Genomic DNA, 22,360 nt, shown 5'->3' with positions numbered 1-22,360 from the left:
CGTGGCACGGACCGAGTACTACGACGATCCCGACGCCCCCGAGCCGAACCGGCTGGTCGTGGCGGCATCCGCGGTGGTGACGGATCCCGAAGGGCGCATCCTGCTCCAGCGGCGCACCGACAACGGCCTGTACGCACTGCCGGGCGGAACCATGGATCTCGGCGAATCGCTGCCGGGTACGGCCGTCCGGGAGGTTCGCGAGGAGACCGGCCTCGACGTCGAGATCACCGGGCTCGTCGGCACGTACACCGACCCCCGGCACGTGATCGCGTACTCGGACGGCGAGGTCCGGCAGCAGTTCAACGTCTGCTTCACCGCGCGCATCACGGGTGGTGAGCTGCGGATCTCGGACGAGTCCACCGACCTTCGGTTCGTCGCCCCGAGCGACCTCGAGGGGTTGCCGATGCACCACACCCAGCGCCTCCGGCTTCAACACTTCCTGGAGCACAGGGCGATCCCCCACCTCGGCTGACAGCAGCACCCGCGAGGCCCTCGCCCCATCCCTGGGGGCGAGGGCCTTCGCGCGTTCAGTGCTGCTCGTCGCCGTCCTCGGGGGGTCGCATCCGGAGGGTGGCGAGGACACCGAGGGCGACGGTGGTGATGGCGAGGGCGAGGAGGGTGAGGAGGGTCGCGGCGACGAAGTACTTCACCGGTGCCAGGCCTGGTCGCGCTCCAGGTCGCGGAGGAGGTGGAGGAGGTTGAGGAGGGTGCTGACGGGGGCGTTGCCGAAGTCGATCAGGATGCGGCCGTCGAGGGTGGTGTCGCCGGGGGCGGCGGAGCCCCAGAGGAGGCCGTGTGGGAGGCCGCGGCGGTGCAACTCGCCGAGGAGGGTGGTGATCTGGGGTTCGGTGTAGTCGCGCATCCGGGGGTCGTCGGGGGCGACGGGGTCGCGGGTCACGAGGCGGCGTCCAGCTCGTACCAGGTGCTCTTGCCGTACTTCTGGGGGTCGACGCCCCAGCGGTGGGTGAGGCCCTCGACGAGCTGGAGGCCCCGGCCGGTCTCGGCGAGGCCGGTGGGGGTGCGGGGCTGGGGGAGGGCGTCGCTCTCGTCGGCGACGGAGACGTGGAGGGTGCGGCCGAGGAGGGAGAACCAGACGACGGGCGCGGCGGTGCCGCCGTGCCGCGAGGCGTTGGAGATGAGCTCGGCGAGGGCGAGTTCGGCGTCGTGGATGGCGTCGGCGTCCCAGCCGCTACGGGCCAGGGCGTCCCGCAGGGCCTGCCGGGCGAGCGCGAGCGAGGGGGTGTTACGGGTGCACACGGGAACCTCCGTGAGGCTGTGGTGTGGGGAGAGGAGGGGAGGGGACGACGGTCGTCGCCGTGAGCCAGGCCGGGGCGGCGGCTGCTCTGCGGCGCGCGGAGGGCAGCAGGCGCCTACTGCCCTGGATGCAGGCATTACTGACGATCAGTCGGATCGAGCTGTGAACGACGATAGCCCATCTACTCTTAAAGTTAAGCCGATCGCGAGAGCGTTCCCTCGATCGTGTACCGGCCCCGGTGGCAACCCGCCCGTGCCGCGCGGCAGACTGGCGCCTGCACCCACAGAGAGGACGCCATGGCCAACCGAACCCCGACCCTTCGTCAGCGTCGGCTCGGTGCCGAGCTGCGACGCATGCGCGAGCAGGCCGGCTTCGGCGGCAGCCACCTCGCCCACCTGCTCGGGGTGACGCCCGCTTTGGTGACACAGATGGAGAACGGTAAGTCGGCCGTCAGCGTGGCTCGCCTGCACGAGATCGCGGAAGCCTGCATGTGCGCCAACGCACCGCTGGTCGAAGCGCTCGCCGAGATGGCCAGGGAGCGGGACTCGGCCTGGTGGGATGAGTATCGAGCGGCACTCGCAGCGGCTCCGATCGATGTGGCGGAGATCGAAGGACGCGCGAAGAGGCTCAAGAGCTTCACCATCGGCATCATCCCGGGACTGCTCCAGACGAACTCGTACGCGACTGCGGTGTTCGCGACAGGGTTCACCCCTCTCCCCGAGCGGGAGGTCGATCGCAGAGTGAAGTTCCGGCTACGGAGGCAGCAGGTCATCCGGTCGGGCGAGACTCCGTACACGGCACTCGTCCACGAAGCGGCGTTGCGCATCCAGTACGGCGGGCCCGCGGTACTCAGGGAGCAGCTCGAATGCCTCATCCGGGACTCCGAACGGCCGGGCGTCTCACTGCGCGTCGTGCCCTTCGCGACGGCCGACTTCCCCGGCCCCAGTGAGAACCTGCTCTATGCGGAGGGGCCGGTGCCAGAGCTCGACACGGTCCAGGCCGACTCGTCGCACGGCTCCCACATCTTCGACTCACCAGCCCAGCTGGCGGGCTACCGCGCACTCCTGGAGCGCCTCGAAGCCGTCGCGCTCCCGGAGAGCGGGTCACGGGATCACATTCGCTCGATCATGAAGGAAATGAACGACAGGCATGAATAGCACCGAGTGGCAGAAGTCCAGTTTCAGTGAAGCGAACAACAACTGCGTGGAAGTGCGGGCGCTTGAAGAGGTGGTCGAACTCCGCGAGTCCGACGAGGGCAAGGTCATAGTCCGCACCACCCGCCTCGGATTCGCCGACTTCCTCCAGGGCGCCAAGGCCGGCGAGTTCGACCACCTCGCCACCCAGCCCTGAGCGAATCGTTCCGGCGGGCACCTGGGGTGGGTCCAGCCCCACCCCAGGTGTGGGGCCAGACCCGTGTCGCGTCTTCCGCCGTCTCCGTAGATTCGTTCTCACCACGACACGGAGGACAGAACAATGGCGACCACGGCGACCGCGAACCTCGGCAACTCCGGTACCGACGAGGCCTTTTCGACCGCGAAGAAGTGCCTCACGCTCTTCGGTGCGATCGGTGTGATCACCCTCGCGACCGTCGCCGTGATGGCGGCCACCGGGCACGCGAGCACCCCGTTCATGTGGATCCGCGGGATCATCTTCCCCGCCCTCGCCCCGGTGCTCCTGCGGATCACCGCCCGCGCGGCCGGCGGCGACTACAAGGCCTTCGACCGGATCCGGACCATCTCCACCGTGATGCCGATCGCCGTCATCGCCGTCGACCTCATCCCCGGCATCTGCCCGCCCTGGTACGCCGTCCTCCAGGGCCTCTCCGCCCTGGCGGTCCTGCCCATCGCCTTCCTCACCCGCACCAAGGCCATGGCCACCGCCTTCCCCAAGCCGTGACCCCCGAGCCCCGCGCGGGGACCTCACCACCCTGGGGCTGCCCTTCCTGCGCTGCTTCGGCTTCACCGCCGCCGGCCGCCTCACCGCCGGCGGCGACAAGTACGGCCGCTGGATCGACGCCGTCCTGATGCAACGCCCCGTCGGCTGACCCGCACCCGGGGCGTCAGAGCTCCGATCAGTGGTCAGCCATGCAGGGGCTCCGGTGGTCTCGCGACGCCACCCGCCGCCTTGCACTGGAAGTCGGCCCGGCCGAATTCCTGTGTCGACTCTTCGCTCGATGCTCGAACGCTTCGACCGCTGGGAAAGATCCTCAATTCCAGGTCGGGAATATCTGCGGTGCGGCGTGGACAGGGGTCGGCGGGCCGCCCTAGCGTCGTCGGCAGCAGATGGGGAAGTGCCCGACCTGAGAGGGGTCAGTATGGCCGAGCAACCGCAACTGACGAGGCTCACCGGCAAGTTCGACGGCCCGACCTGTGATGACGATGACTGCCCCAATGTGTACGCCACCGACCGTGAGACCTTCGTGGTCCAGGGCGACCACTTCGCGGGCCTGAAGGTTCCGGTCGGGGAGTCTGCCGTCGAGATCCCGCGGCAGGTCCTGGAGGAGGCCGTCCGTGCTCTTGGATGGTGAGCAGTGGCGGGCGCACTTCGACCGGTACCGGCGTGAAGCGTTCCGCCTCGAAGTACAGCCCACCTACACGATGCCCAAGGAGGCCGAGAGCCTCTCCCGCTTCCTCCGCGGGGAGCCGAAGCCGGTCGATCACAACACCGCGTGGCACCGACGCGTGCGCGGCTTCGTCTCTTCGGGGCGTGCGATCGGGCGGGTCCGGGTGGTCCGTCATCCCCTGACGGATTACCAGCGGTACCAGTTCGCTTGGGGGATCCCCGGGAACATCGAGGCGGGTGAGGACATTCGAATCCTGGATGCGACGGACCGGGATTTCGGGCTGCCGGACCGCGACTGGTGGCTGTTCGACGAATCCTCGGTGGTCCACCTCAATTTCCGTCCGGACGGGACCCAGATCAATCGGGAGCTGGTCACCGGCGACATGCGACCGTACCAGGCGTGGAAGGAAAACGCCCTCGAGCATTCCGTGTCCTTCGCCGAGTACCTGAGAGAGCATGGGTGATCCTCGAACCCGACCAGCTCGGCAGATCGAAGTCTGATCTGGCCGAAACCCTGAGAAGGCTCCGGCTGGAGGCCGGTCTCACCGGAGACCGGCTTTCGGTGCGTTGTGGCATGTCCCAGAGCAAGGTCAGCAAGATCGAGACCGGAAAGGTGACTCCGAGCCTGGTCGACGTGGAGCTCATCCTCAGGGCGCTCGACGTGCCTGCCGCCGTCCTCCAGGAGGTTTCCGCGCTGGCGCGTACCGCGAACACCGAGTGGCAGGGCAAGCGTGCTTCCTGGCGACGGGGCGTCGAGAAGCGTCAGTCCGAGCTGCTGTCGCTGGAGAGAGACGCGACGGAGCTGCGGTACTTCCTGCCGACGATGATCACCGGCTTGCTGGCGACGCCCGAGTACATCCGGGCGAGCCTGAGTCATTCTCCGGGCGACAAGGCGGTCGTCACGAGTCGGAAGCTGGAGCGCCAAATGACGCTCCATGACGAATCGAAGTCGTTCACTTTCCTGCTGACGGAACAGGCGGTGAACTGGGCTCTGATTCCACCCCTGGCAATGGCTGTTCAAATGGACCGTCTGGTGTCGCTTTCCCGTCTTCGGGCGGTTCGGATCGGCGTGATCCCGTCCGGAACACCCCTCGCCCGTGGCCCGATGAACACGTTCACGATGTACGACGACCGCCTCGTCACCATGGAGTCGTTCACTGGGCGGATGGTGTTCCGGGATTCGCGAGACCTACTGCACTATCGTGAGATCTTCGCGGCGTTCGAGGCCTGTGCGCTGTTCGGTGACCCCGCCCGGGTCCAGCTGCGCGAATGGGCGGGGCGTTGTCGGGGGGAATCCCGAGATCTTTAGTCAGTATCGGGAATATCGGTGAACGGCTGCCCGGAAGTCTCGTAACCTGCTCCTTGCCGGTCGGAGAGTTCATCCGCAGGAGGGAATGCAGATGGGAAAGCACGGCGGAGGATCGGGCGGGGACGGCCCGGGTAAGGCCGGTGGGGGCAGCGGCGGCGGGCACTCCGGCAAGCCGGACACCGCGCCGCACGACGGACAGCGGGACGCCCCGCCCAAGAATCTGCCCAAGCCGGCGAAGCCGTAGGGGGCGTCATGACGTGGGACGAACTGACCGACGCGCTCCGGGAGTCCGGAGCGCTGTCGGCGGCCTGGGAGAAGACGTTCCGCACCACCCCGCGTGAGCTGTTCACGCCGGACCGGGTGCTGCACGGGGGAGGGTGGGTCGATCGCGCGGAACAGCCCGATCAATGGGTTGAGTTGGTCGCCTCGGATCTGGCTCTCGTGACGCAGGTCTACGACGGGACGGACACTCCGTCGTCGTCCAGTTCCATGCCCACGGTGGTCGCGCAGATGCTCCGGCACCTGGACGTGGGCGAGGGCATGCGGGTCCTGGAGGTGGGCACCGGCACCGGCTGGACAGCGGGCCTGCTGTCCCGCCAGGTCGGCGCGGAGAACGTGACCAGCGTCGAGCTGGATCCGGACCTCGCACGCCGGGCCCGGCACCGGCTGCATGCCGCCGGCCTGCGGCTCACGGTGATCGCCGGTGACGGCACACTCGGCCATCCCGAGGGCGCCCCGTTCGACCGGGTGCACTTCACTGCGGCCGTCCAGCGGCTTCCGTCGGCGATCATCGACCAGACGGCCCCCGGCGGGGTCATCCTGGTGCCGTACGGCACGCCGTTCTGCAACGGCGCGTTGCTGCGGCTCACGGTGGCGGAGGACGGGCGGTCGGCCAGCGGCCGGTTCGTCGAGGACGTCTCGTTCATGTGGGTGCGCGACCAGCGCCCCGACAGCGGCGAGTTCGACATCGGGGACATCCGGCGCGGTGCATCCGGGATCGACCCGGCGGCCGTGGCCGAGCACACCCATGCCGCGTTCGCGATCGGGCTGCTGATGCCGGACCTGTTCCGCCAGGACGTATGGGCCGGCTACGACCGGTTCGGCACCGGCCGGGCAGAGGTCTGGGACGGCACCTCCTATGCCCACTGCCGCTTCGCCGACTGGGCCGGCCCGCACGCCGTGTCGCAGTCCGGCCCGCGGAGTATCTGGGACGAGGTCACGGCGGCGCACGGCTGGTGGGTCCGTCACGGCAAGCCCGACCTCACCCGGCTGGGCATGACCGTGACCGTGTCCGGCGAACACCACCCGTGGTTGGACGAGCCGGGCAACGTCCTGCACTGATCCCGATCGGGCGGGCCGACTGCTCACGAAGGGGTTCACGGGCCGGCCGCGCGCGCTGCGGCCGGCCCGCTGGATGAAGGGCGCGTGTGTGCAGAAGATCGCATCGAGGCTCTGTCGGGCCATCAGGGGCCGATGCCGTGGCGGATGCCCTGGTTCTGGCGCTCGAGTTCACGGTCGGCACGACCGGCATCGTCCGTCACGAGGACGGGCGGGCATGACGGACGACCGGGGTGCGGCCGCCTCCCCTGGCAGGGGGAGGGGGCCGGGCCGCCGGGACGATGCGGCGGCGGCCCGCGTGCCGGGACCGTGGGGGCATGAAGACGACCGTCCTCCGCCCCGCCGCCTACGCCGCCGCCGGCTGGGCCGCCGCGTTCTCCCTCGTCCACCTCTACTGGCTGTTCGGGGGTCGGATCGGCCTGCCGTCCGGGCTGTCGGTCACCGGGAACACCCCGTTGCTGGTCATCGACATCCTCGCGATCCCGGGGTGTGCCGTCGCGGCGGTGCCGGCGCTGGCGATCGTCCGGCCGTGGGGCGGGCGGCTGTCGGCCCGACTGCTCGGGGTCGCGCTGTGGGGCATCACGGCCGTCCTGCTGGTGCACTCGCTGCCGTCCGTGCCGGACTGGCTGGCGCTCGCCACCGGCTCCCGGACGACGGCCGACTTCGACGCGATGGGCCGGTTCGCGACGCTACTCTACGAGCCCTTCTTCCTGGCCGGCGGGCTGCTGTTCGGCCTCGCCGCGTTCGCCCGTCGCCGGGGCTGAGGGGTTGCGCCGGGTGCTCCGGGCCGATGGCGCGCAGGACCTCGGCGAGCCACACCAGGTGGTGGCCGACGGCGCGGTCCGGGTCGGCCAGCAGGGCCTGGAGCCGTTCCCAGGAGTCCGACACCTTTCCGATCGTCAGCTCGCCGGGCTCCGGGGCCATGTCGTCCCGGGTCCGCCGGCCGGGTGCCGCCGCCGGGGGACCACTCTTGGCCCCTTGGTTTCTGACGTAGGAAAAGCTACGTTGCGTTCATCCTTCTGCTCATGGTCTCGTAGCACGAGAATCCTATTTTCGCAGCTAGATTGCCGCAGGCCATCGCCATAGACCCGCCGGTGATGCAACGGGCCGGGCCGCCTTTCGTTGCAATGGATTGACGGTGGACGCTATCTTGGGCGGAGAGAGCGCAGAGACCACCGATCCCCCGAGGAGACCGCGATGCCGGGCGGCAGGCTCACCCAGCAGGAACGCCAGCAGATCGCGCTGGGACTGGCCGACGGCCTCGCCTACGCGGAGATCGCCAGGCGGCTCGACCGGCCGACCTCGACCGTCACCCGCGAGGTGATGCGCAACGGCGGCCCCGCCACCTACCGCGCCGACCTCGCCCACCGCGCCACCGGACACCGCGCCCAGCGCCGGCGGCAGCCCGCGCCCCAGGGGCCGAGCACCACCCCGCAGCCGCACGGCCGGGACGCCGAGGCCGTGCACGCGTACGAGGAGGTGTTCACCGCCGTCCTGATGCAGTCCGGCATGCCCCGGATGACGTCCCGGGTGCTGGCCTGCCTCTACATCACCGACGCGGGCAGCCTCACCGCCGCCGAGCTGGTCGAGCGCCTCCAGGTCAGCCCGGCGACCATCTCCAAGTCGATCGCCTTCCTGGAGAGCCAGGGCATGGTCACCCGGGAGCGCGACGAACGGCGCCGCGAGCGCTACTTCGTGGACGACGACATCTGGTACCGCTCGATGATGGTCAGCGCCCAGGCCACCGCCCAGCTCGTCGACACCGCCCGGGAGGGCGTCGGCATCCTCGGCGGCGGGACCCCGGCGGGCAACCGGCTGGAGAACATCGCCCGCTTCCTGGACTTCGTCTCCGAGTCGATCGCCCGCGCCGCCGAGCAGGGCCGGGAGGTGCTGCACGCGAAGCCGCTGGGCGGGGAAGCAGCAGAGGCCGCCGAGGCTGCGGAGGCCGCGGAGCACGCCGGGGAACGACAGGCGTGACGCGGGTCACTCCCCGGGGTGTCACACGGCGCCCGGCCGTCCGGTCCTAGAGGGCGACAACGGCACGAAGCACCGAACCCGAGGGAGCACACCGTGGAAGCCCGACTGAACGCCTTCGCCAACCCGGTCATGACCAAGGTCTACAAGCACCTGATCGCCGCGAACCAGCCGATCGCCGACTCGACGCTGCCGTACGCGACCCAGGAGCTGGTGCGGCTGCGGGCCAGCCAGATCAACGGCTGCGGGTTCTGCGTCGACATGCACTTCAAGGACGCCGTGCACGCGGGCGAGGAGGCGACCAGGCTGAACCTGGTGGCGGCCTGGCGCGAGGCCACCGTCTTCACCGACGCCGAGCGGGCCGCCCTGGAGCTGGCGGAGCAGGGCAGCCGGCTGGCCGACGGGGGCGGGGTGACGGACGAGGCGTGGGCGAACGCGGCGAAGCACTACGACGAGGAGCAGCTCGCGGCGCTGGTCTGCGTCATCGCGCTGATCAACGCCTTCAACCGGGGCAACGTCATGATCCGCCAGCCCGCCGGCGACTACCGGCCGGGCCAGTTCGCCCAGCACTGAGCGGGGACGGCGGCGGGCGGTCGGACGGCACTCCGTCCGGCCGCCCGCCGTCCTCCGGGGCCGCTGCGGGCGGGCGGGGGCGTGACCGGCCCGTACGCACACCACCGAGCCCCGCCCCGGGGGGCTTGTCGCCGTAAAACCGACCGTTAAGGTGTTAATCCAACATTCATCCATGCCGCGTAGCCTCCGGGGGCTAGCCTCATGCTGAACGTCATCGTCCGACCGGGAGGCGAAACCCCCGTGCAAGGCACTGTCACCACACCGGGCGGCCCCGCCGTGGCCGGGGGCCAGGGCGAGGCCTTCCTCCTCGTCGTGGACGACGAGCCGAACATCCGAGAACTGCTCGCGGCCTCGCTGCGCTTCTCCGGATTCCGGGTCGCCTCCGCCGCGAGCGGGACGGAAGCGCTGGAACTGATCGCCGTCGAACGTCCGGACCTGGTGGTCCTCGACGTGATGCTGCCCGACCTCGACGGCTTCACCGTCGTCGAGAAGCTGCGCGAGCGCACCAACCGGGGCCAGATAGCCGGGCCCGCGCACGGGCACCCCGGCGACCACCTGCCGGTGCTGTTCCTCACCGCCAAGGACGGCGTCGGCGACAAGGTGCAGGGCCTGGCCGCGGGCGCGGACGACTACGTCACCAAGCCGTTCAGCCTGGAGGAGCTGATCGCCCGGATCCGGGCGATCCTGCGCCGGGCCGGCGGCCCCGCCGAGGACGGGCGCCTGCTGGTGGCCGACCTCAGCCTCGACCCGGTCGCCCACGAGGTGACCAGGGCCGGCACCCCGGTCGCGCTCTCCCCGACCGAGTTCAAGCTGCTGCACTACCTGATGGCCAACGTCGGCCGGGTGGTGTCCAAGGCGCAGATCCTCGACCACGTCTGGGCCTACGACTTCGGCGGCGACCTCTCCATCGTCGAGTCGTACATCTCCTACCTGCGCCGCAAGCTCGACTCCGGCCCGGCGCACGGCCCCAAGCTGATCCACACCGTGCGCGGCATCGGCTACGCGCTGCGCCGCCCCCCGCAGGGCTGACCGGTCCCGCCCGTGTTCACCCGCTTCACCTCCCGGTTGTCGCTGCGCGCCCGGCTCCTGGTCCTCGCCCTCGTGCTGGTGACCACCGGGCTCGTGGTCAGCGACACCTTCGTGCTGGGCGCCGTCCGGGCCCAGCTGGTGGAGCAGCTGGACGAGCAACTCCAGCGCTACGGCGTGCCGTTGTCCCGCAAGGCGCCGATGCAGGTGAGCACCCCGGGCAGCAGCAAGCCGGTCGTCTCGGGGCGCCGGATCAGCCTGCCCAGCCAGTACCTGGTGCAGTGGCTGTCCCCGGACGGCAAGGTCCAGAACTCGCTCCGCCAGCCCGTCTCGGACAGCGACCCGGCTCCCCAACTCGGCGGCCTGGACCCGACCCAGACCGCCCCGGACTCCCCCTTCGACCTGCCCGACCAGCGCGGCCACCACAGCTGGCGGGTCCTGGTGCTGCCGATCCAGGCCCCGCGCACGCCGACCCCCGGGCCCGGCGTGTTCGCCTCCCCGGTCAGCACCCCGACCTACGTCATGGTCGCCGTCTCCCGCGAGGACGTCGACGCCACCACCGCCCGCCTCGGCACCTCCTTCCTGGCCATCGGCGGCGGCGTCCTGCTGCTCATCGCCGGGCTCGGCTTCTTCGCCGTCCGGGCCGGACTGCGGCCGCTGCGGCGGATCGAGGAGGGCGCCGCGCGGATCGCGGCCGGCGAACTCTCGCACCGGATGCCGGAACTCTCCCCCGGCACCGAGGTCGGACGGCTGTCCGTCGCGCTCAACGGCATGCTCACCCAGATCGAGGCGGCCTTCGCGGCCCGTGCCGAGTCCGAGGCCCGGATGCGGCGCTTCGTCGCCGACGCCTCGCACGAACTGCGCACCCCGCTGGCCGGCATCCGCGGCTTCGCCGAGCTGTACCGGATGGGCGCGCTGCCCACCGGGGCGGACGTCACCCGGACGATGAGCCGGATCGAGAGCGAGGCCGTCCGGATGGGGACCCTGGTCGAGGACCTGCTGGTGCTCGCCCGGCTCGACGAGGAACGCCCGCTCGACCTGGCCCCGATGGACCTGCGCACCCTCGCCGCCGACGCCCTGCACGACCTCACCGCGCTCGACCCCAGCCGCCCCGTCGCCCTCACCGGCCCGGCCGGCACCGGCGCGCCCGGCGCGGCCCCCGTCCTCGGCGACGAGGCGCGGCTGCGGCAGGTGGTCACCAACCTGGTCGGCAACGCCGTCAAGCACACCCCGCCCGGCACCCCGGTGCGGATCGGGGTCGGCGGCGGCGCCGACGGGGTCTGCCTGCTGGAGGTCGCCGACGCCGGGCCGGGCCTCACCGAGGAGCAGGCCCAGCGGGTCTTCGACCGCTTCTACCGGGTCGACGCCTCCCGCAGCCGCGACAACGGCGGCGGCGGCGGACTCGGCCTCGCCATCGCCACCGCCCTCACCCGCGCCCACGGCGGCACCCTCACCCTGGACACCGCCCCGGGCGCCGGCGCCACCTTCCGGGTCGAACTGCCCACCAACGGCGACCGCGTCTCCTGAGTCCTCGTCGACTCGTCGAGACCGGCTCCGACCCGGCCACCCCGTACCTCGCCCTCGGCGCGGCCACCGCCATCGGCCTCGGCGCCGCCGCCCTCCACGTCTCGCGCCGCAAGGGCACCCGCCCCACCTCCTGACCCACCCGGTTCGCGCCCGCTCGGGAGGAGGCCGCGAATCCGCCGCACCCCGAACCGCAGGGCAGGCCCCCTCCTCGGCCCGCCCTGCGGTTTCGCGTTTCCACACCCCAAACGCCCCGTTCGGGTGAACCGGAAGGCGTTCACCCGCTCGGCCCCCCGGTCGTGTGCGACCGTGCAGCCGTCGCTTGTGCGGGCTCGCACGGGCTGATCACACTGGACGGGAAAAGAGGTGTCTCGTGAGCGCGTCAGTTACCGAGGTGGCCGTCGTGAACCTGGACCAGGTGCTGTGGCAAGCGTGGAAGTCCATGGATGTGCCCGAGGGCTTCCGCGCGGAGGTCATCGAGGGGACGATCACCTTGTCACCCACTGGCGGAGCTCGTCATTTCACTGTCAACAGGCGGCTGGGCAGGGCTCTCCACGACTTTCTGAGCGGCACCGGCTACGGGCCGGCGCAGGACGGCAACGTGATTGCCGATCTGAAGGTGTTCATCCCGGACGTCTTCGTGGCGCCCGAGGACGTCGACGAGATCGAGCATCCGGAGGGCTTGGGGGTGCTGGCTTCGGGTGTGCCGATGGTGGTCGAGACCGTTTCGCCGGGCGCCGAGGCACGCAAGCGCGACCACGTCCTCAAACGTCGCGCGTACGCCCGTGCCGGTATTCCGGTGTACGTGATCATCGACGACTACGACGAGGGCGGCGTCGTGACCGTCCTGACCAGCCCTGACCCCGGCCGCCGGGAGTACGCCTCGTCGGTCCGTGTCCCGTACAGCAAGGAGGCCGTGATCCCGGAGGGCCCCGCCAAGGGCTTCGTGATCGGCCCCGACATCACCGGAGAGCCCCGTGGTTGACCAGACGTCCGTCTCCTTCAAGCGGGACCTCTCCGAGTGGCGGATCGCCCTCGTCGCCTGGCGGTTGCTGATCCTCCAGGCGGCGGACCCGGTGGTGGGGGCGGGGATGCACGAGCACTCGACCTACCGGGCGCACCCGTGGCGGCGGATCGAGCACACCCTGGGGAGCGGGCGGCGGCTGTTCTACCAGGACGCGGAGGCGCTGCGCCGGGAGGTCGCCCGGCTGAACCGGGCGCACAAGCGGATCCGCGGCGAGATGCCGGACGGCCGGGCGTACGACGCCCGGGACGCGGCGACCAGGGTGTGGGTGCTGCTGACGCTGTTCGAGTGCGTGGCCGCCATGCGGCGGCTCGGCGGCGACCCGTACGACGCCGACCAACTGGAGCTGGCCTATCGGGAGTTCGGGGAGGCGATCGCGGCCTTCGAGCTGCCGGCGGAGGAACTCCCGAAGACCGCGGCCGACTTGCCCGGCTACTTCGCCCGGTACGCCGCCGAGAAGCTGGAGTTCACCGAGGCGGCCCGCTACCTCCTGGAGGACGTCCTGCGCGAGGCGCCCCGCCCGCGCCGGCTGTGGTTCCTCGGGGACGCCGGGTGGCGGGTGCTGCGGGTCGTCGTCGCCGCGGCGATCCGCGAGCTCACGGTGGCCGACCTGCCGCCGGTCGTACGGGAGCGGCTCGGCCTGGTCCGGACCCGGCGGGGCGCCCTGCTGTCGGTGCTGCTGCACCGTGGCGCCGGGGCCGTCGTGCCGCGCCTCCCGGAGCGGATGCGCTACCGCTCCGCGGAGGAGCAGGCGGCCCCGCCGCGCCGGCTGCGGCCGCAGCGCCGGGACGCGCGGGGCTCCCGGGTGGACCGGTTCTTCCGCGAGGTGCTCGACCAGACCGGGGACGGCGTGATCACCGTGCACGACCTGCGGGCGATGGCCCACAACGTGTGCTGGCAGCTGGAGTTGGACGAGGCCGCGGAGGCCCGGGTGTACGCGGCCTTCGACGGGTGGTGGGAGCAGCTGCGGGCGGCGATGGACGCCGACGGGAACGGCGAGGTGAGCCGCGAGGAGTTCGTGGCGGCGACCCTGGCGGGCTGCGACCGGGATGACGCGTACCTGGAGCAGGGGCTGCTGCCCGCGCTGCGGGCGGTGTTCACGGCGGCCGACACCGACGGCAGCGGCTTCCTGGAGTTCGACGAGTACCGCGCGGTGTTCGGCGGCCCGCGGGTGCACCCGGCCGAGCTGTCGCACGGTTTCCGCCAGTTGGACACGGACGGGGACGGGCGGATCACGGTGGAGGAGTTCGTGGGGGGCTTCACCGAGTTCTTCACCGCCCGGGCCGACTCGACCTCGGGCGCCCAGCTCCTCGGCCGTCCGTAGCCGAGGGCCGGCCGTGACCGAGGGCCGGCCGTGACCGAGCAAGCGCTCAGCGCTTAGCACGCCCCGCTCGCCACCGCGAGCGGGGCGTGCGGCTGTCAAGCGCCGGTTCGGCCAAGAGCGACGCGCCGTCCGCCCGCTCGTTCGTTGCCCCGGCCCCGGTCGGTCCGCAGACTGTGCGCACCGTCTTCGCAAACCGTGACGCACCGCACACGGGTGTCAACCCCACCCCACCTGCGGTTCCCCCGTAAGGATGGTGGATACTGTGCTTGTGAACGTGTTCACGTTCACAAGCGGACAAGCTTGCACGGTTGTGCGACGGTCTACGGCTATAGATGAAGTTTGTCCGGAACACGCCCTGAAAAAGGGCCGGTTGGGAGAGAGGGCGACGTGGAACTGGCAATCGCTCACGAGACGATCGCGCGATGGCAATTCGGAGTCACCACCGTCTACCACTTCCTCTTCGTACCGCTCACCATCAGCCTGGCCGCGATCGTGGCCGGGCTGGAGACCGCCTGGGTGCGTACGAACAAGGAGAAGTACTTCCACGCGACCAAGTTCTGGGGAAAGCTCTTCCTCATCAACATCGCGATGGGCGTCGTCACCGGAATCGTCCAGGAATTCCAGTTCGGCATGAACTGGTCCGACTACTCCCGCTTCGTCGGTGACGTCTTCGGCGCCCCGCTCGCGATGGAGGCGCTGATCGCCTTCTTCTTCGAGTCCACCTTCATCGGCCTGTGGATCTTCGGCTGGGACAAGCTGCCGAAGAAGATCCACTGCGCCTGCATGTGGATGGTGGCCCTGGGCACCGTGCTCTCCGCCTACTTCATCCTGGCCGCCAACTCCTGGATGCAGCACCCGGTCGGCTACGCGATCGACCCGGCCACCGGCAAGGCGCAGCTCACCGACATCGCGGCGGTGCTGTTCCAGAACACCACCCTCACCGTCGTCTTCCACACCCTGACCGCCGCCTTCCTCACCGGCGCCGCGTTCATGGTCGGCATCTCCTCCTTCCACCTCTGGAAGGCCAAGCGGCTGCTCGCCAAGAGCGGAGGGGCCGAGGGCGTCGACCCCAAGAAGACCGCCGTGATGCGCACCTCGCTGCGGCTCGGCCTGGTCCTCGCCGTGGTCTTCGGCGCCGGCACCGCGCTCAGCGGCGACACCCTCGGCAAGGTCATGTTCGAGCAGCAGCCGATGAAGATGGCCGCCGCCGAGGCGCTCTGGGACACCCAGTCGCCCGCGCCGTTCTCGATCTTCGCGGTCGGCGACGTCAGCAAGGGCCACAACTCGGTCGAGCTGGAGATCCCCGGGATACTCTCCTTCCTCGCCCACAGCGATTTCAGCTCCTCGGTGCCCGGCATCAACGACACCGCGGCCGCCGAGGCCGCCGCGCACGGCGGCGACCCCAAGGACTACATCCCGAGCGTCTTCGTGACGTACTGGGGCTTCCGGTTCATGATCGGCTTCGGGATGACCTCCTTCGTCGCCGCCCTGATCGGCCTCTGGACCACCCGCCGGAGGTTCCTGCTGCGCCCCGAGTTCCGCACCGGCGACACCGAGGTGCCCCGGCTGATGCTCACCCCGTCCCGGGAGATGGGCCCGCTGCTCACCAAGTGGAGCTGGCGGATCGGCATCCTGACCATGGGCTTCCCGCTGATCGCCAACAGCTTCGGCTGGATCTTCACCGAGATGGGCCGCCAGCCCTGGGCCGTCTTCGGCCTGATGACCACCGCGAGCGCCGTCTCCCCGAACGTGGGCGTCGGCACCCAGATCGGCGCCCTGGCCACCTTCACCACGCTGTACGCGATCCTCGCCGTCGTCGAGGTCCGGCTGCTGGTCAAGTACGCCAAGGCCGGCCCGGTGGTGACCGAGCAGCCCCCGGCCAAGGACCCGACGCTGCGCGGCCCGTCCGCGGACGAGGACGCCGACAAGCCGCTCGCCTTCGCGTACTGACGCGCACCACAGGGGATTTGAGGATCTGACATGCAACTCCACGACGTCTGGTTCGTGCTGATCGCGGTCCTGTGGATCGGCTACTTCTTCCTGGAGGGCTTCGACTTCGGGATCGGCATCCTCACCAAGCCGCTCGCCCGCGACACCGCCGAGCGGCGGGTGCTGATCAACACCATCGGCCCGGTCTGGGACGGCAACGAGGTCTGGCTGCTGACCGCCGGCGGCGCCACCTTCGCCGCCTTTCCGGACTGGTACGCGACCCTGTTCAGCGGCTTCTACATCCCGCTGCTGGCCATCCTGGTCTGCCTGATCGTGCGCGGCGTGGCCTTCGAGTACCGGGCCAAGCGGGACGGCGCCCGGTGGCAGCGCAACTGGGAGGAGGCCATCTTCTGGACCTCCCTCCTCCCCGCCTTCCTGTGGGGCGTGGCCTTCGCCAACATCGTCCGCGGCGTGGACATCGACGCGCAGAAGAACTACGTCGGCGGCCTCGCCGACCTGCTCAACCCGTACGCGCTGCTCGGCGGGCTGGTGACGCTCACCCTGTTCACCTTCCACGGCGCGGTGTTCGCGGCGCTCAAGACCGTCGGCGAGATCCGCGAGCGGGCCCGCCGGGCCGCCCTGTTCGCGGGCCTGGCCGCCGCCGTCCTCGCCCTCGCCTTCCTGGTCTGGACCCAGGCGGACAGCGGCAACGGGCGCAGCCTGGTCGCCCTGGCCGTCGCCGCGGCGGCCCTGGTCGGCGCCCTGGCGGCCAACCAACTCGGCCGCGAGGGATGGGCGTTCGTCCTCTCCGGGGCGACCATCGTGGCCGCCGTGGCGATGCTCTTCCTGGCGCTCTTCCCGAACGTCATGCCGTCCACGCTCAACCCGGACTGGAGCCTGACCGTCAGCAACGCGGCCTCCTCGCCGTACACGCTCAAGCTGATGACCATCGTGGCCGCCGTGTTCACCCCGCTGGTGCTGCTCTACCAGGGCTGGACCTACTGGGTGTTCCGCAAGCGCATCGGGGTCCAGCACATCCCCGGCCACCAGGCCGGTCAGCAGCCCGCCGCCCCGGCCGACCGGGCCTGACGCCGTGCAGCCGGTCGACCCGCGCCTGCTCGCGCACGCCCGCACCACCCGTGCCTTCCTCGCCGGATCCGTGCTCCTCGGCGCGGCCGGCGCGGCCCTGGTGGTCGCCCAGGCGAGCCTGATCGCCGAGATCGTGGTCCGCGCCTTCCAGCGCGGGGCCGGACTCGGCGAACTGACCACCCCGCTGGTCCTGCTCGCCCTGACCGCCGTCGGCCGCGGGCTGGTCGGCTGGCTCACCGAACTCACCGCCCACCGGTCCGTCGCCCGGGTGAAGTCCACCCTGCGGCGCCGGCTGCTCGACCACGCCACCGCGCTCGGCCCGTCCTACCTGGCGGGCCGGCGCACCGGCGAACTCACCACCCTCGCCACCCGCGGCATCGACGCCCTCGACGACTACTTCGCCCGCTACCTGCCGCAGCTCGCGCTCGCCGTGGTCGTACCGGTGATCGTGCTGCTGCGGATCGTCGGCGCCGACCTCACCTCCGCCGCGATCATCGCCGGGACGCTGCCGCTCATCCCGCTGTTCATGGTGCTCATCGGGATGGCCACCCAGTCCCGGATGGACCGGCAGTGGAACACCCTGGCCCGGCTCTCCCACCACTTCCTGGACGTGGTCGCCGGCCTGCCCACCCTCAAGGTGTTCAACCGGGCCCGCGCCCAGGCCGCCACCATCGCCCGGATCACCGCCGACTACCGCAAGGCCACCCTGCGCACCCTGCGGATCGCCTTCATCTCCTCCTTCGCCCTGGAACTGCTCTCCACCCTGTCCGTCGCCCTGGTCGCGGTCACCGTCGGCTTCCGGCTGGTCGACGGCACCATGGACCTGGAGACCGGGCTGCTGATCCTGGTCCTCGCCCCCGAGGTGTACGTCCCGATCCGCCAGGTCGGCGCGCTCTACCACTCCAGCGTCGAGGGGCTCACCGCCGCCGACGAGATCTTCCGGGTGCTGGAGACCCCGCTGCCCGCCGCCGGCACCCGCCCCGCCCCCGACCTCACCGGCGCCGTGATCACCGCCGAGGGCCTGACCGTACGCCACCCCGGCCGCGCCCGGCCCGCCCTGGACGGCGCCGGACTCACCCTGCGCCCCGGCTCCAGCACCGCCCTCACCGGGCCCAGCGGGGCCGGCAAGTCCACCCTGCTGGCCGTCCTGCTCGGCCTCACCGCCCCCGAGGCCGGCCGGGTCCGGATCACCGCCGCCGACGGCAGCACCCACGACCTCGCCGAACTGGAACCGGACAGCTGGCGGCGGCAGATCGCCTGGGTGCCCCAGCGCCCCCACCTGTTCGCCGGGACGATCGCCGACAACCTGCGGCTGCACCGGCCCGAGGCCCCCGACGAGCAGCTGTGGACGGCGCTGCGGGCCGCCCACGCGCTCGACTTCGTCACCGACCTGGACGCCCGACTGGGGGAGGACGGCGCCGGGCTCTCGGCCGGCCAGCGCCAGCGCCTCGCCCTCGCCCGGGTGCTGCTCGCCGACGACCGGCCGCTGGTGCTCCTCGACGAGCCCACCGCCCACCTGGACGGCGACTCCGAGGCGGCCGTCGTGGCCGCCGTCCGGACCCTCGCCGAGGACCCGGCGCGCACCGTGCTGGTGGTCGCCCACCGGCCGGCGCTGCTGGCGGTCGCCGAGCAGCGGATCCGGCTGGCCGGGCCCGCCGCCGTCGAGGCCGAGCTCCCGGGCCCGGTCGTGCCGCTCACCCACACCGGCCGGCCCACCCCCGCCCCCGCCGCGCCCGAGGAGCCCGAGGCCGAGCCCGCCGCCCCCCGGCTGGCCCTGTCCGTGCTGCTCGGCGCGCTCGCCCTGGGCAGCGCCGTCGCCCTGATGGCCACCTCCGGCTACCTCATCTCCCGGGCCTCCCAGCTGCCCCCGGTGCTCTACCTGATGATGGCCGTCACCTCCGTCCGCGCCTTCGGCATCGGCCGCAGCGTCTTCCGCTACGCCGAACGGCTGGTCTCCCACGACGCGGTGCTGCGCACCCTCGGCACCCTGCGGGCCGCCGTCTACCGCCGGCTGACCGTGCTCGCCCCCGCCGGACTGCCCGCCTTCCGGCGCGGCGACCTGCTCTCCCGGCTGGTCGCCGACGTCGACGCGATCCAGGACCACCACCTGCGCTGGCGGCTGCCCGCCGCCGTCGCGGCCGTGGTCGCGCTCGCCTCGGCCGTCGCGATGGGCGCCTTCCTGCCCGCCGCCGGACTGGTGCTCGGCCTCGGACTGCTGCTCGCCGGGGTGCTGGTGCCCGCGCTGACCGCCCGCTGGTCGGCCGGCGCCGAGCGGCGCCAGGCCCCCGCCCGCGGCCGCCTGGCCACCGCCGTGGTGGACGGGCTCACCGGCACCGCCGAACTCACCGTGGCCGGCGCGCTGCCCGCCCGGCTGGCCGCCGTGCGCAGCGCCGACGCCGCCCTGACCGGCCTCGCCGCCCGCTCCGCCGCCACCACCGCGCTCGGCACCGGGCTGATCACCCTGCTCACCGGGCTGACCGTGGTCGCCGCGGCCGCCGTCGGCATCCAGGGGGTGCGCGACGGCGCGCTCGCCCCGGTCTGCCTGGCCGTCGTGGTGCTCACCCCGCTGGCCGCCTTCGAGGCCGTCACCGGGATGCCGCTCGCCGTCCAGGCGCGCCAGCGCAGCCGCGCCGCCCGGGCCCGGCTGGACGAGGTGCTCACCGCGCCGCCGGTGGTCGCGGAACCCGCCGACCCGGCCGCGCTGCCCGAGCGGCCGCTGCCCGTCGCGGTGCGCGGGCTGACCGTACGGCACCCCGGGCGGGCCGTGGACGCGCTCACCGGCGTCGACCTCGACCTCGCGCCCGGCCGCCGGATCGCCGTGGTCGGCCCCTCCGGCTCCGGCAAGACCACCCTCGCCCAGGCGCTGCTGCGCTTCCTGGAGCCCGACGCCGGGTCCGTCACCTTCGCCGCCGGTCGTCCACAGGCTGTGGACAGCCGCGCGCTCGCGGGCGAGGACGTCCGCCGGGTGATCGGCCTCTGCGCCCAGGACGCCCACGTCTTCGACAGCTCGCTGCGCGAGAACCTGCGGCTCGCCCGCCCCGACGCGGACGAGGCGGAGCTGCGCGCCGCCCTCGCCGCCGCCCGCCTGCTGGACTGGACCGAGGGCCTGCCGGACGGCCTGGACACCATGGTCGGCGAGCACGGCGCCCGCCTCTCCGGCGGCCAGCGCCAGCGCCTCGCGCTCGCCCGGGCGCTGCTCGCCGACTTCCCCGTGCTGGTCCTGGACGAGCCCGCCGAGCACCTCGACCTGCCCACCGCCGACGCCCTCACCGCCGACCTGCTGGCCGCCACCGCGGGCCGCACCACCGTGCTGATCACCCACCGGCTGGCCGGACTGGACGACACCACCGTGGACGAGGTGCTGGTGCTGGAGGCCGGCCGGGTGGCCGAACGCGGCCGCTGGTCCGAGCTGGTCGGCGATCCGGACGGGCGGCTGCACGCGCTGTGGCGCCGGGAGCGGGAGGCGGACGGGCTGCTGGAGGCGGTGGCGGCGCTGGAGCCGCTGGAGCCGGTGGGGCACTGATGGCCGCATCGTCCCTAAGCTGAAAACCGTACAAAAGTAGGCTTTCTTCATGGACCCCACGCCGGACCTCCCCGAGGCCGCCCCCGAGCCCACCCCCCACCGGGTGCCCGAGATCGCCTCGCTCGGGCTGGACACCCTGGTCACCGAGGTCGCGGAACGGCTGCAGTCCGCCGCCGCCGTCACCGACCGGATGCAGCGCCTGCTGGAGGCGGTGGTCTCCATCGGGGCCGGACTCGACCTGCACGCCACCCTGCACCGGATCGCCACCGGCGCCGCCGAACTCGTCGACGCCCGGTACGCGGCCCTCGGCGTGATCGCCCCCGGCGGGCACGGCCTGGCCGACTTCATCCACGTCGGCATCGACGACGGCACCGCCGCCGGGATCGGCGAACTGCCCGCCGGCCGCGGCATCCTCGGCGCGCTCATCGACCGCCCCGAACCGCTGCGGCTCGCCGACCTCGGCGCCGACCCGCGCTCCTCCGGCTTCCCGCCGCACCACCCGCAGATGAAGACCTTCCTGGGCGTGCCGATCCGGGTCCGCGAGGAGGTCTTCGGCAACCTCTACCTCACCGAGAAGAAGGGCGGCGGCGCCTTCACCCCCGAGGACGAACAGGTCGTGCACGCGCTCGCCGCGGCCGCCGGCGTCGCCATCGAGAACTCCCGGCTGTACGAGGAGGGCCGCCGCCGGGAACGCTGGATCGCCGGTGCCGCGGCCGTCACCACCGCGCTGCTCTCCACCGAGCAGGCCGAGGGCGCGCTCACCGTCGCCGCCGAGCAGGTACGGGAGTTGGCGGGCGCCGCGCTCGGCATGATCCTGCTGCCCACCGGTCCGGCCGGCCCGCCCGGAGGGTCCGGCTCGTCCGGCTCCTCGGCGGCGGGGGACGGGCAGATGCGGGTCGCCCACGCCTCCGGTGAGGCCGCCGAGTTCGTCCGCGGCGAACTGCTGCCCAAGGACAGCTTCGCCGCCCAGCTGCTGGAGGGCGACAGCGTCCACCTCGACGACATGTCCAGCGACCCCACCGTGGTGATGCGGCTCGCCCGCAGCTTCGGCCCGTCCCTGGCCGTGCCCATGGTCGCCGCCGGGCGGGTGCTCGGTGGACTCTGCGTCTGGCGCTCGCGCGGCGCCCTGCCCTTCACCGACTCCGAGAAGCAGCTCGCCGAGACCTTCGCCTCCCAGGCCGCGCTCGCCCTGCGGCTCGCCGAGGGCCAGCGCGACCAGCAGCGGCTGGCCGTCTTCCAGGACCGCGACCGGATCGCCCGCGACCTCCACGACCTCGTCATCCAGCGGCTGTTCGCCACCGGGATGATGCTGGAGAGCGCCGCCCGCCGGTCCGTCGTCCCCGAGGTCAAGGTGGGCATCGGCAAGGCGGTCGACGAACTGGACGCCACCATCCAGGAGGTCCGCACCACCATCTACGCGCTCCAGCACGACAACCACGGCGACGCCCCCGACACCCTGCGCACCCGCGTCCTGCGCGAGGCCAGCCAGGCCGCCTCCGCCCTCGGCTTCAAGCCCTCGGTGAGCTTCGTCGGCCCGGTCGAGAGCCTGGTCGGCGAGAACACCGGCCGCCAACTCCTCGCGGCTCTACGCGAGATGCTCTCCAACACGGCCCGGCACGCCCGCGCCTCCCGGGTCGGCGTCGAGATCGACGCGACCGTCCACCTGGACGACGCCGGACGGCCCGTCGGCGGCGACCCGGAGTCGTTGGACCGGGGCGGGCGGCCCGGCGTGCTGCTGACCGTCACCGACGACGGCGTCGGCATCCCCCAGGGCGGCCGGCGCAGCGGACTGCTCAACCTCACCCGGCGCGCCGAGGCTCTCGGCGGCGCCGCCTGGCACGAGCGAGGCCCCTACCGGAAGGGCGCCGTGGTCCGCTGGACGGCCCGGCTGTGACCGTTCCGGTACCGAC

General features: G+C 72.0%; 24 protein-coding genes. 21 read left to right on the top strand and 3 right to left on the bottom strand.

The features are described 5' to 3' along the window. Position 1: 1 nt before the first annotated feature. Entirely contained in the window at positions 2-472 is a 471-nt protein-coding gene (locus ACZ58X_RS23665) for an NUDIX domain-containing protein (RefSeq protein ID WP_470335599.1), read from the top strand. A gap of 55 nt (positions 473-527) precedes the next feature. On the opposite strand, the gene ACZ58X_RS23660 is transcribed toward ACZ58X_RS23665, so the two are convergent. From ACZ58X_RS23660 to ACZ58X_RS23650, 3 genes are read right to left on the bottom strand one after another with little or no spacing between them, the layout of a single operon-like run. Then, positions 528-650 (bottom strand): hypothetical protein, encoded by a 123-nt coding sequence (locus ACZ58X_RS23660; protein ID WP_470335598.1) that lies wholly within the window; start codon positions 648-650, stop codon positions 528-530. Further along, positions 647-898, bottom strand: a complete 252-nt coding sequence (locus tag ACZ58X_RS23655; RefSeq protein WP_470335597.1) for a hypothetical protein — start codon at positions 896-898, stop codon at positions 647-649. The genes ACZ58X_RS23660 and ACZ58X_RS23655 overlap by 4 nt, the downstream gene beginning before the upstream one ends. Further along, positions 895-1,257 carry an ATP-binding protein gene (locus ACZ58X_RS23650; protein WP_470335596.1) on the bottom strand — a complete coding sequence of 121 codons (363 nt, stop codon included), beginning with the start codon at positions 1,255-1,257 and terminating at the stop codon, positions 895-897. Before ACZ58X_RS23650 ends, ACZ58X_RS23655 begins: the two co-directional genes overlap by 4 nt. 294 nt (positions 1,258-1,551) lie before the next feature. Here ACZ58X_RS23650 and ACZ58X_RS23645 point away from each other — a divergent pair, with 294 nt between their 5' ends. From ACZ58X_RS23645 to ACZ58X_RS23550, 20 genes are all read left to right on the top strand, one after another. Further along, positions 1,552-2,412, top strand: coding sequence for a helix-turn-helix domain-containing protein (locus ACZ58X_RS23645; RefSeq protein ID WP_470335595.1), 861 nt, complete (start codon positions 1,552-1,554; stop codon positions 2,410-2,412). Then, positions 2,405-2,605 (top strand): DUF397 domain-containing protein, encoded by a 201-nt coding sequence (locus ACZ58X_RS23640; protein ID WP_470335594.1) that lies wholly within the window; start codon positions 2,405-2,407, stop codon positions 2,603-2,605. The genes ACZ58X_RS23645 and ACZ58X_RS23640 overlap by 8 nt, the downstream gene beginning before the upstream one ends. 123 nt (positions 2,606-2,728) lie before the next feature. Continuing rightward, on the top strand, positions 2,729-3,151 hold the full coding sequence (locus tag ACZ58X_RS23635) for a hypothetical protein (protein WP_470335593.1): 423 nt from the start codon (positions 2,729-2,731) through the stop codon (positions 3,149-3,151). A gap of 277 nt (positions 3,152-3,428) precedes the next feature. Further along, positions 3,429-3,782 carry a hypothetical protein gene (locus ACZ58X_RS23630; protein ID WP_470335592.1) on the top strand — a complete coding sequence of 118 codons (354 nt, stop codon included), beginning with the start codon at positions 3,429-3,431 and terminating at the stop codon, positions 3,780-3,782. Then, positions 3,766-4,281 (top strand): DUF6879 family protein, encoded by a 516-nt coding sequence (locus ACZ58X_RS23625; RefSeq protein ID WP_470335591.1) that lies wholly within the window; start codon positions 3,766-3,768, stop codon positions 4,279-4,281. Before ACZ58X_RS23630 ends, ACZ58X_RS23625 begins: the two co-directional genes overlap by 17 nt. Next, positions 4,278-5,126, top strand: coding sequence for a Scr1 family TA system antitoxin-like transcriptional regulator (locus ACZ58X_RS23620; protein WP_470335590.1), 849 nt, complete (start codon positions 4,278-4,280; stop codon positions 5,124-5,126). The genes ACZ58X_RS23625 and ACZ58X_RS23620 overlap by 4 nt, the downstream gene beginning before the upstream one ends. A gap of 91 nt (positions 5,127-5,217) precedes the next feature. Further along, on the top strand, positions 5,218-5,370 hold the full coding sequence (locus tag ACZ58X_RS23615; protein ID WP_470335589.1) for a hypothetical protein: 153 nt from the start codon (positions 5,218-5,220) through the stop codon (positions 5,368-5,370). Between the two features lie 8 nt (positions 5,371-5,378). Further along, positions 5,379-6,467, top strand: coding sequence for a protein-L-isoaspartate O-methyltransferase family protein (locus ACZ58X_RS23610; protein ID WP_470335588.1), 1,089 nt, complete (start codon positions 5,379-5,381; stop codon positions 6,465-6,467). Between the two features lie 314 nt (positions 6,468-6,781). Beyond that, a complete protein-coding gene (locus ACZ58X_RS23605; RefSeq protein ID WP_470335587.1) occupies positions 6,782-7,228 on the top strand; it encodes a DUF3995 domain-containing protein in 447 nt (148 codons plus the stop codon). Positions 7,229-7,661: 433 nt separating this feature from the next. Continuing rightward, a complete protein-coding gene (locus tag ACZ58X_RS23600; RefSeq protein ID WP_470335586.1) occupies positions 7,662-8,441 on the top strand; it encodes a GbsR/MarR family transcriptional regulator in 780 nt (259 codons plus the stop codon). A 93-nt stretch (positions 8,442-8,534) separates the two neighbouring features. Further along, complete coding sequence (locus ACZ58X_RS23595) at positions 8,535-9,011, top strand: carboxymuconolactone decarboxylase family protein (RefSeq protein ID WP_470335585.1); 477 nt, start codon at positions 8,535-8,537, stop codon at positions 9,009-9,011. Positions 9,012-9,251: 240 nt separating this feature from the next. Further along, positions 9,252-10,040, top strand: coding sequence for a response regulator transcription factor (locus ACZ58X_RS23590; protein WP_375895337.1), 789 nt, complete (start codon positions 9,252-9,254; stop codon positions 10,038-10,040). A gap of 12 nt (positions 10,041-10,052) precedes the next feature. After that, positions 10,053-11,564 carry a sensor histidine kinase gene (locus ACZ58X_RS23585; RefSeq protein WP_470335584.1) on the top strand — a complete coding sequence of 504 codons (1,512 nt, stop codon included), beginning with the start codon at positions 10,053-10,055 and terminating at the stop codon, positions 11,562-11,564. Further along, positions 11,561-11,698, top strand: a complete 138-nt coding sequence (locus tag ACZ58X_RS23580; RefSeq protein ID WP_470335668.1) for an LAETG motif-containing sortase-dependent surface protein — start codon at positions 11,561-11,563, stop codon at positions 11,696-11,698. Before ACZ58X_RS23585 ends, ACZ58X_RS23580 begins: the two co-directional genes overlap by 4 nt. Positions 11,699-11,964: 266 nt before the next feature. Continuing rightward, on the top strand, positions 11,965-12,546 hold the full coding sequence (locus ACZ58X_RS23575; RefSeq protein ID WP_470335583.1) for a Uma2 family endonuclease: 582 nt from the start codon (positions 11,965-11,967) through the stop codon (positions 12,544-12,546). Continuing rightward, positions 12,539-13,909, top strand: a complete 1,371-nt coding sequence (locus ACZ58X_RS23570) for an oxygenase MpaB family protein (RefSeq protein WP_470335582.1) — start codon at positions 12,539-12,541, stop codon at positions 13,907-13,909. Before ACZ58X_RS23575 ends, ACZ58X_RS23570 begins: the two co-directional genes overlap by 8 nt. 387 nt (positions 13,910-14,296) lie before the next feature. Continuing rightward, positions 14,297-15,859, top strand: coding sequence for a cytochrome ubiquinol oxidase subunit I (locus tag ACZ58X_RS23565; RefSeq protein WP_470335581.1), 1,563 nt, complete (start codon positions 14,297-14,299; stop codon positions 15,857-15,859). A 30-nt stretch (positions 15,860-15,889) separates the two neighbouring features. After that, positions 15,890-16,927, top strand: coding sequence for a cytochrome d ubiquinol oxidase subunit II (gene cydB / locus ACZ58X_RS23560; protein ID WP_470335580.1), 1,038 nt, complete (start codon positions 15,890-15,892; stop codon positions 16,925-16,927). 4 nt (positions 16,928-16,931) lie between these two features. Next, entirely contained in the window at positions 16,932-20,450 is a 3,519-nt protein-coding gene (gene cydD, locus ACZ58X_RS23555) for a thiol reductant ABC exporter subunit CydD (protein ID WP_470335579.1), read from the top strand. Positions 20,451-20,499: 49 nt separating this feature from the next. Beyond that, positions 20,500-22,344: a sensor histidine kinase gene (locus ACZ58X_RS23550; RefSeq protein ID WP_470335578.1), complete on the top strand. Its 1,845-nt coding sequence runs from the start codon at positions 20,500-20,502 to the stop codon at positions 22,342-22,344. Positions 22,345-22,360: the final 16 nt, after the last annotated feature.

The organism is Kitasatospora sp. NPDC040550 (assembly GCF_055594965.1).
The sequence above is the reverse complement of the archived record's forward strand: the minus strand, read 5'-3'. Positions and strand labels throughout refer to the sequence as shown.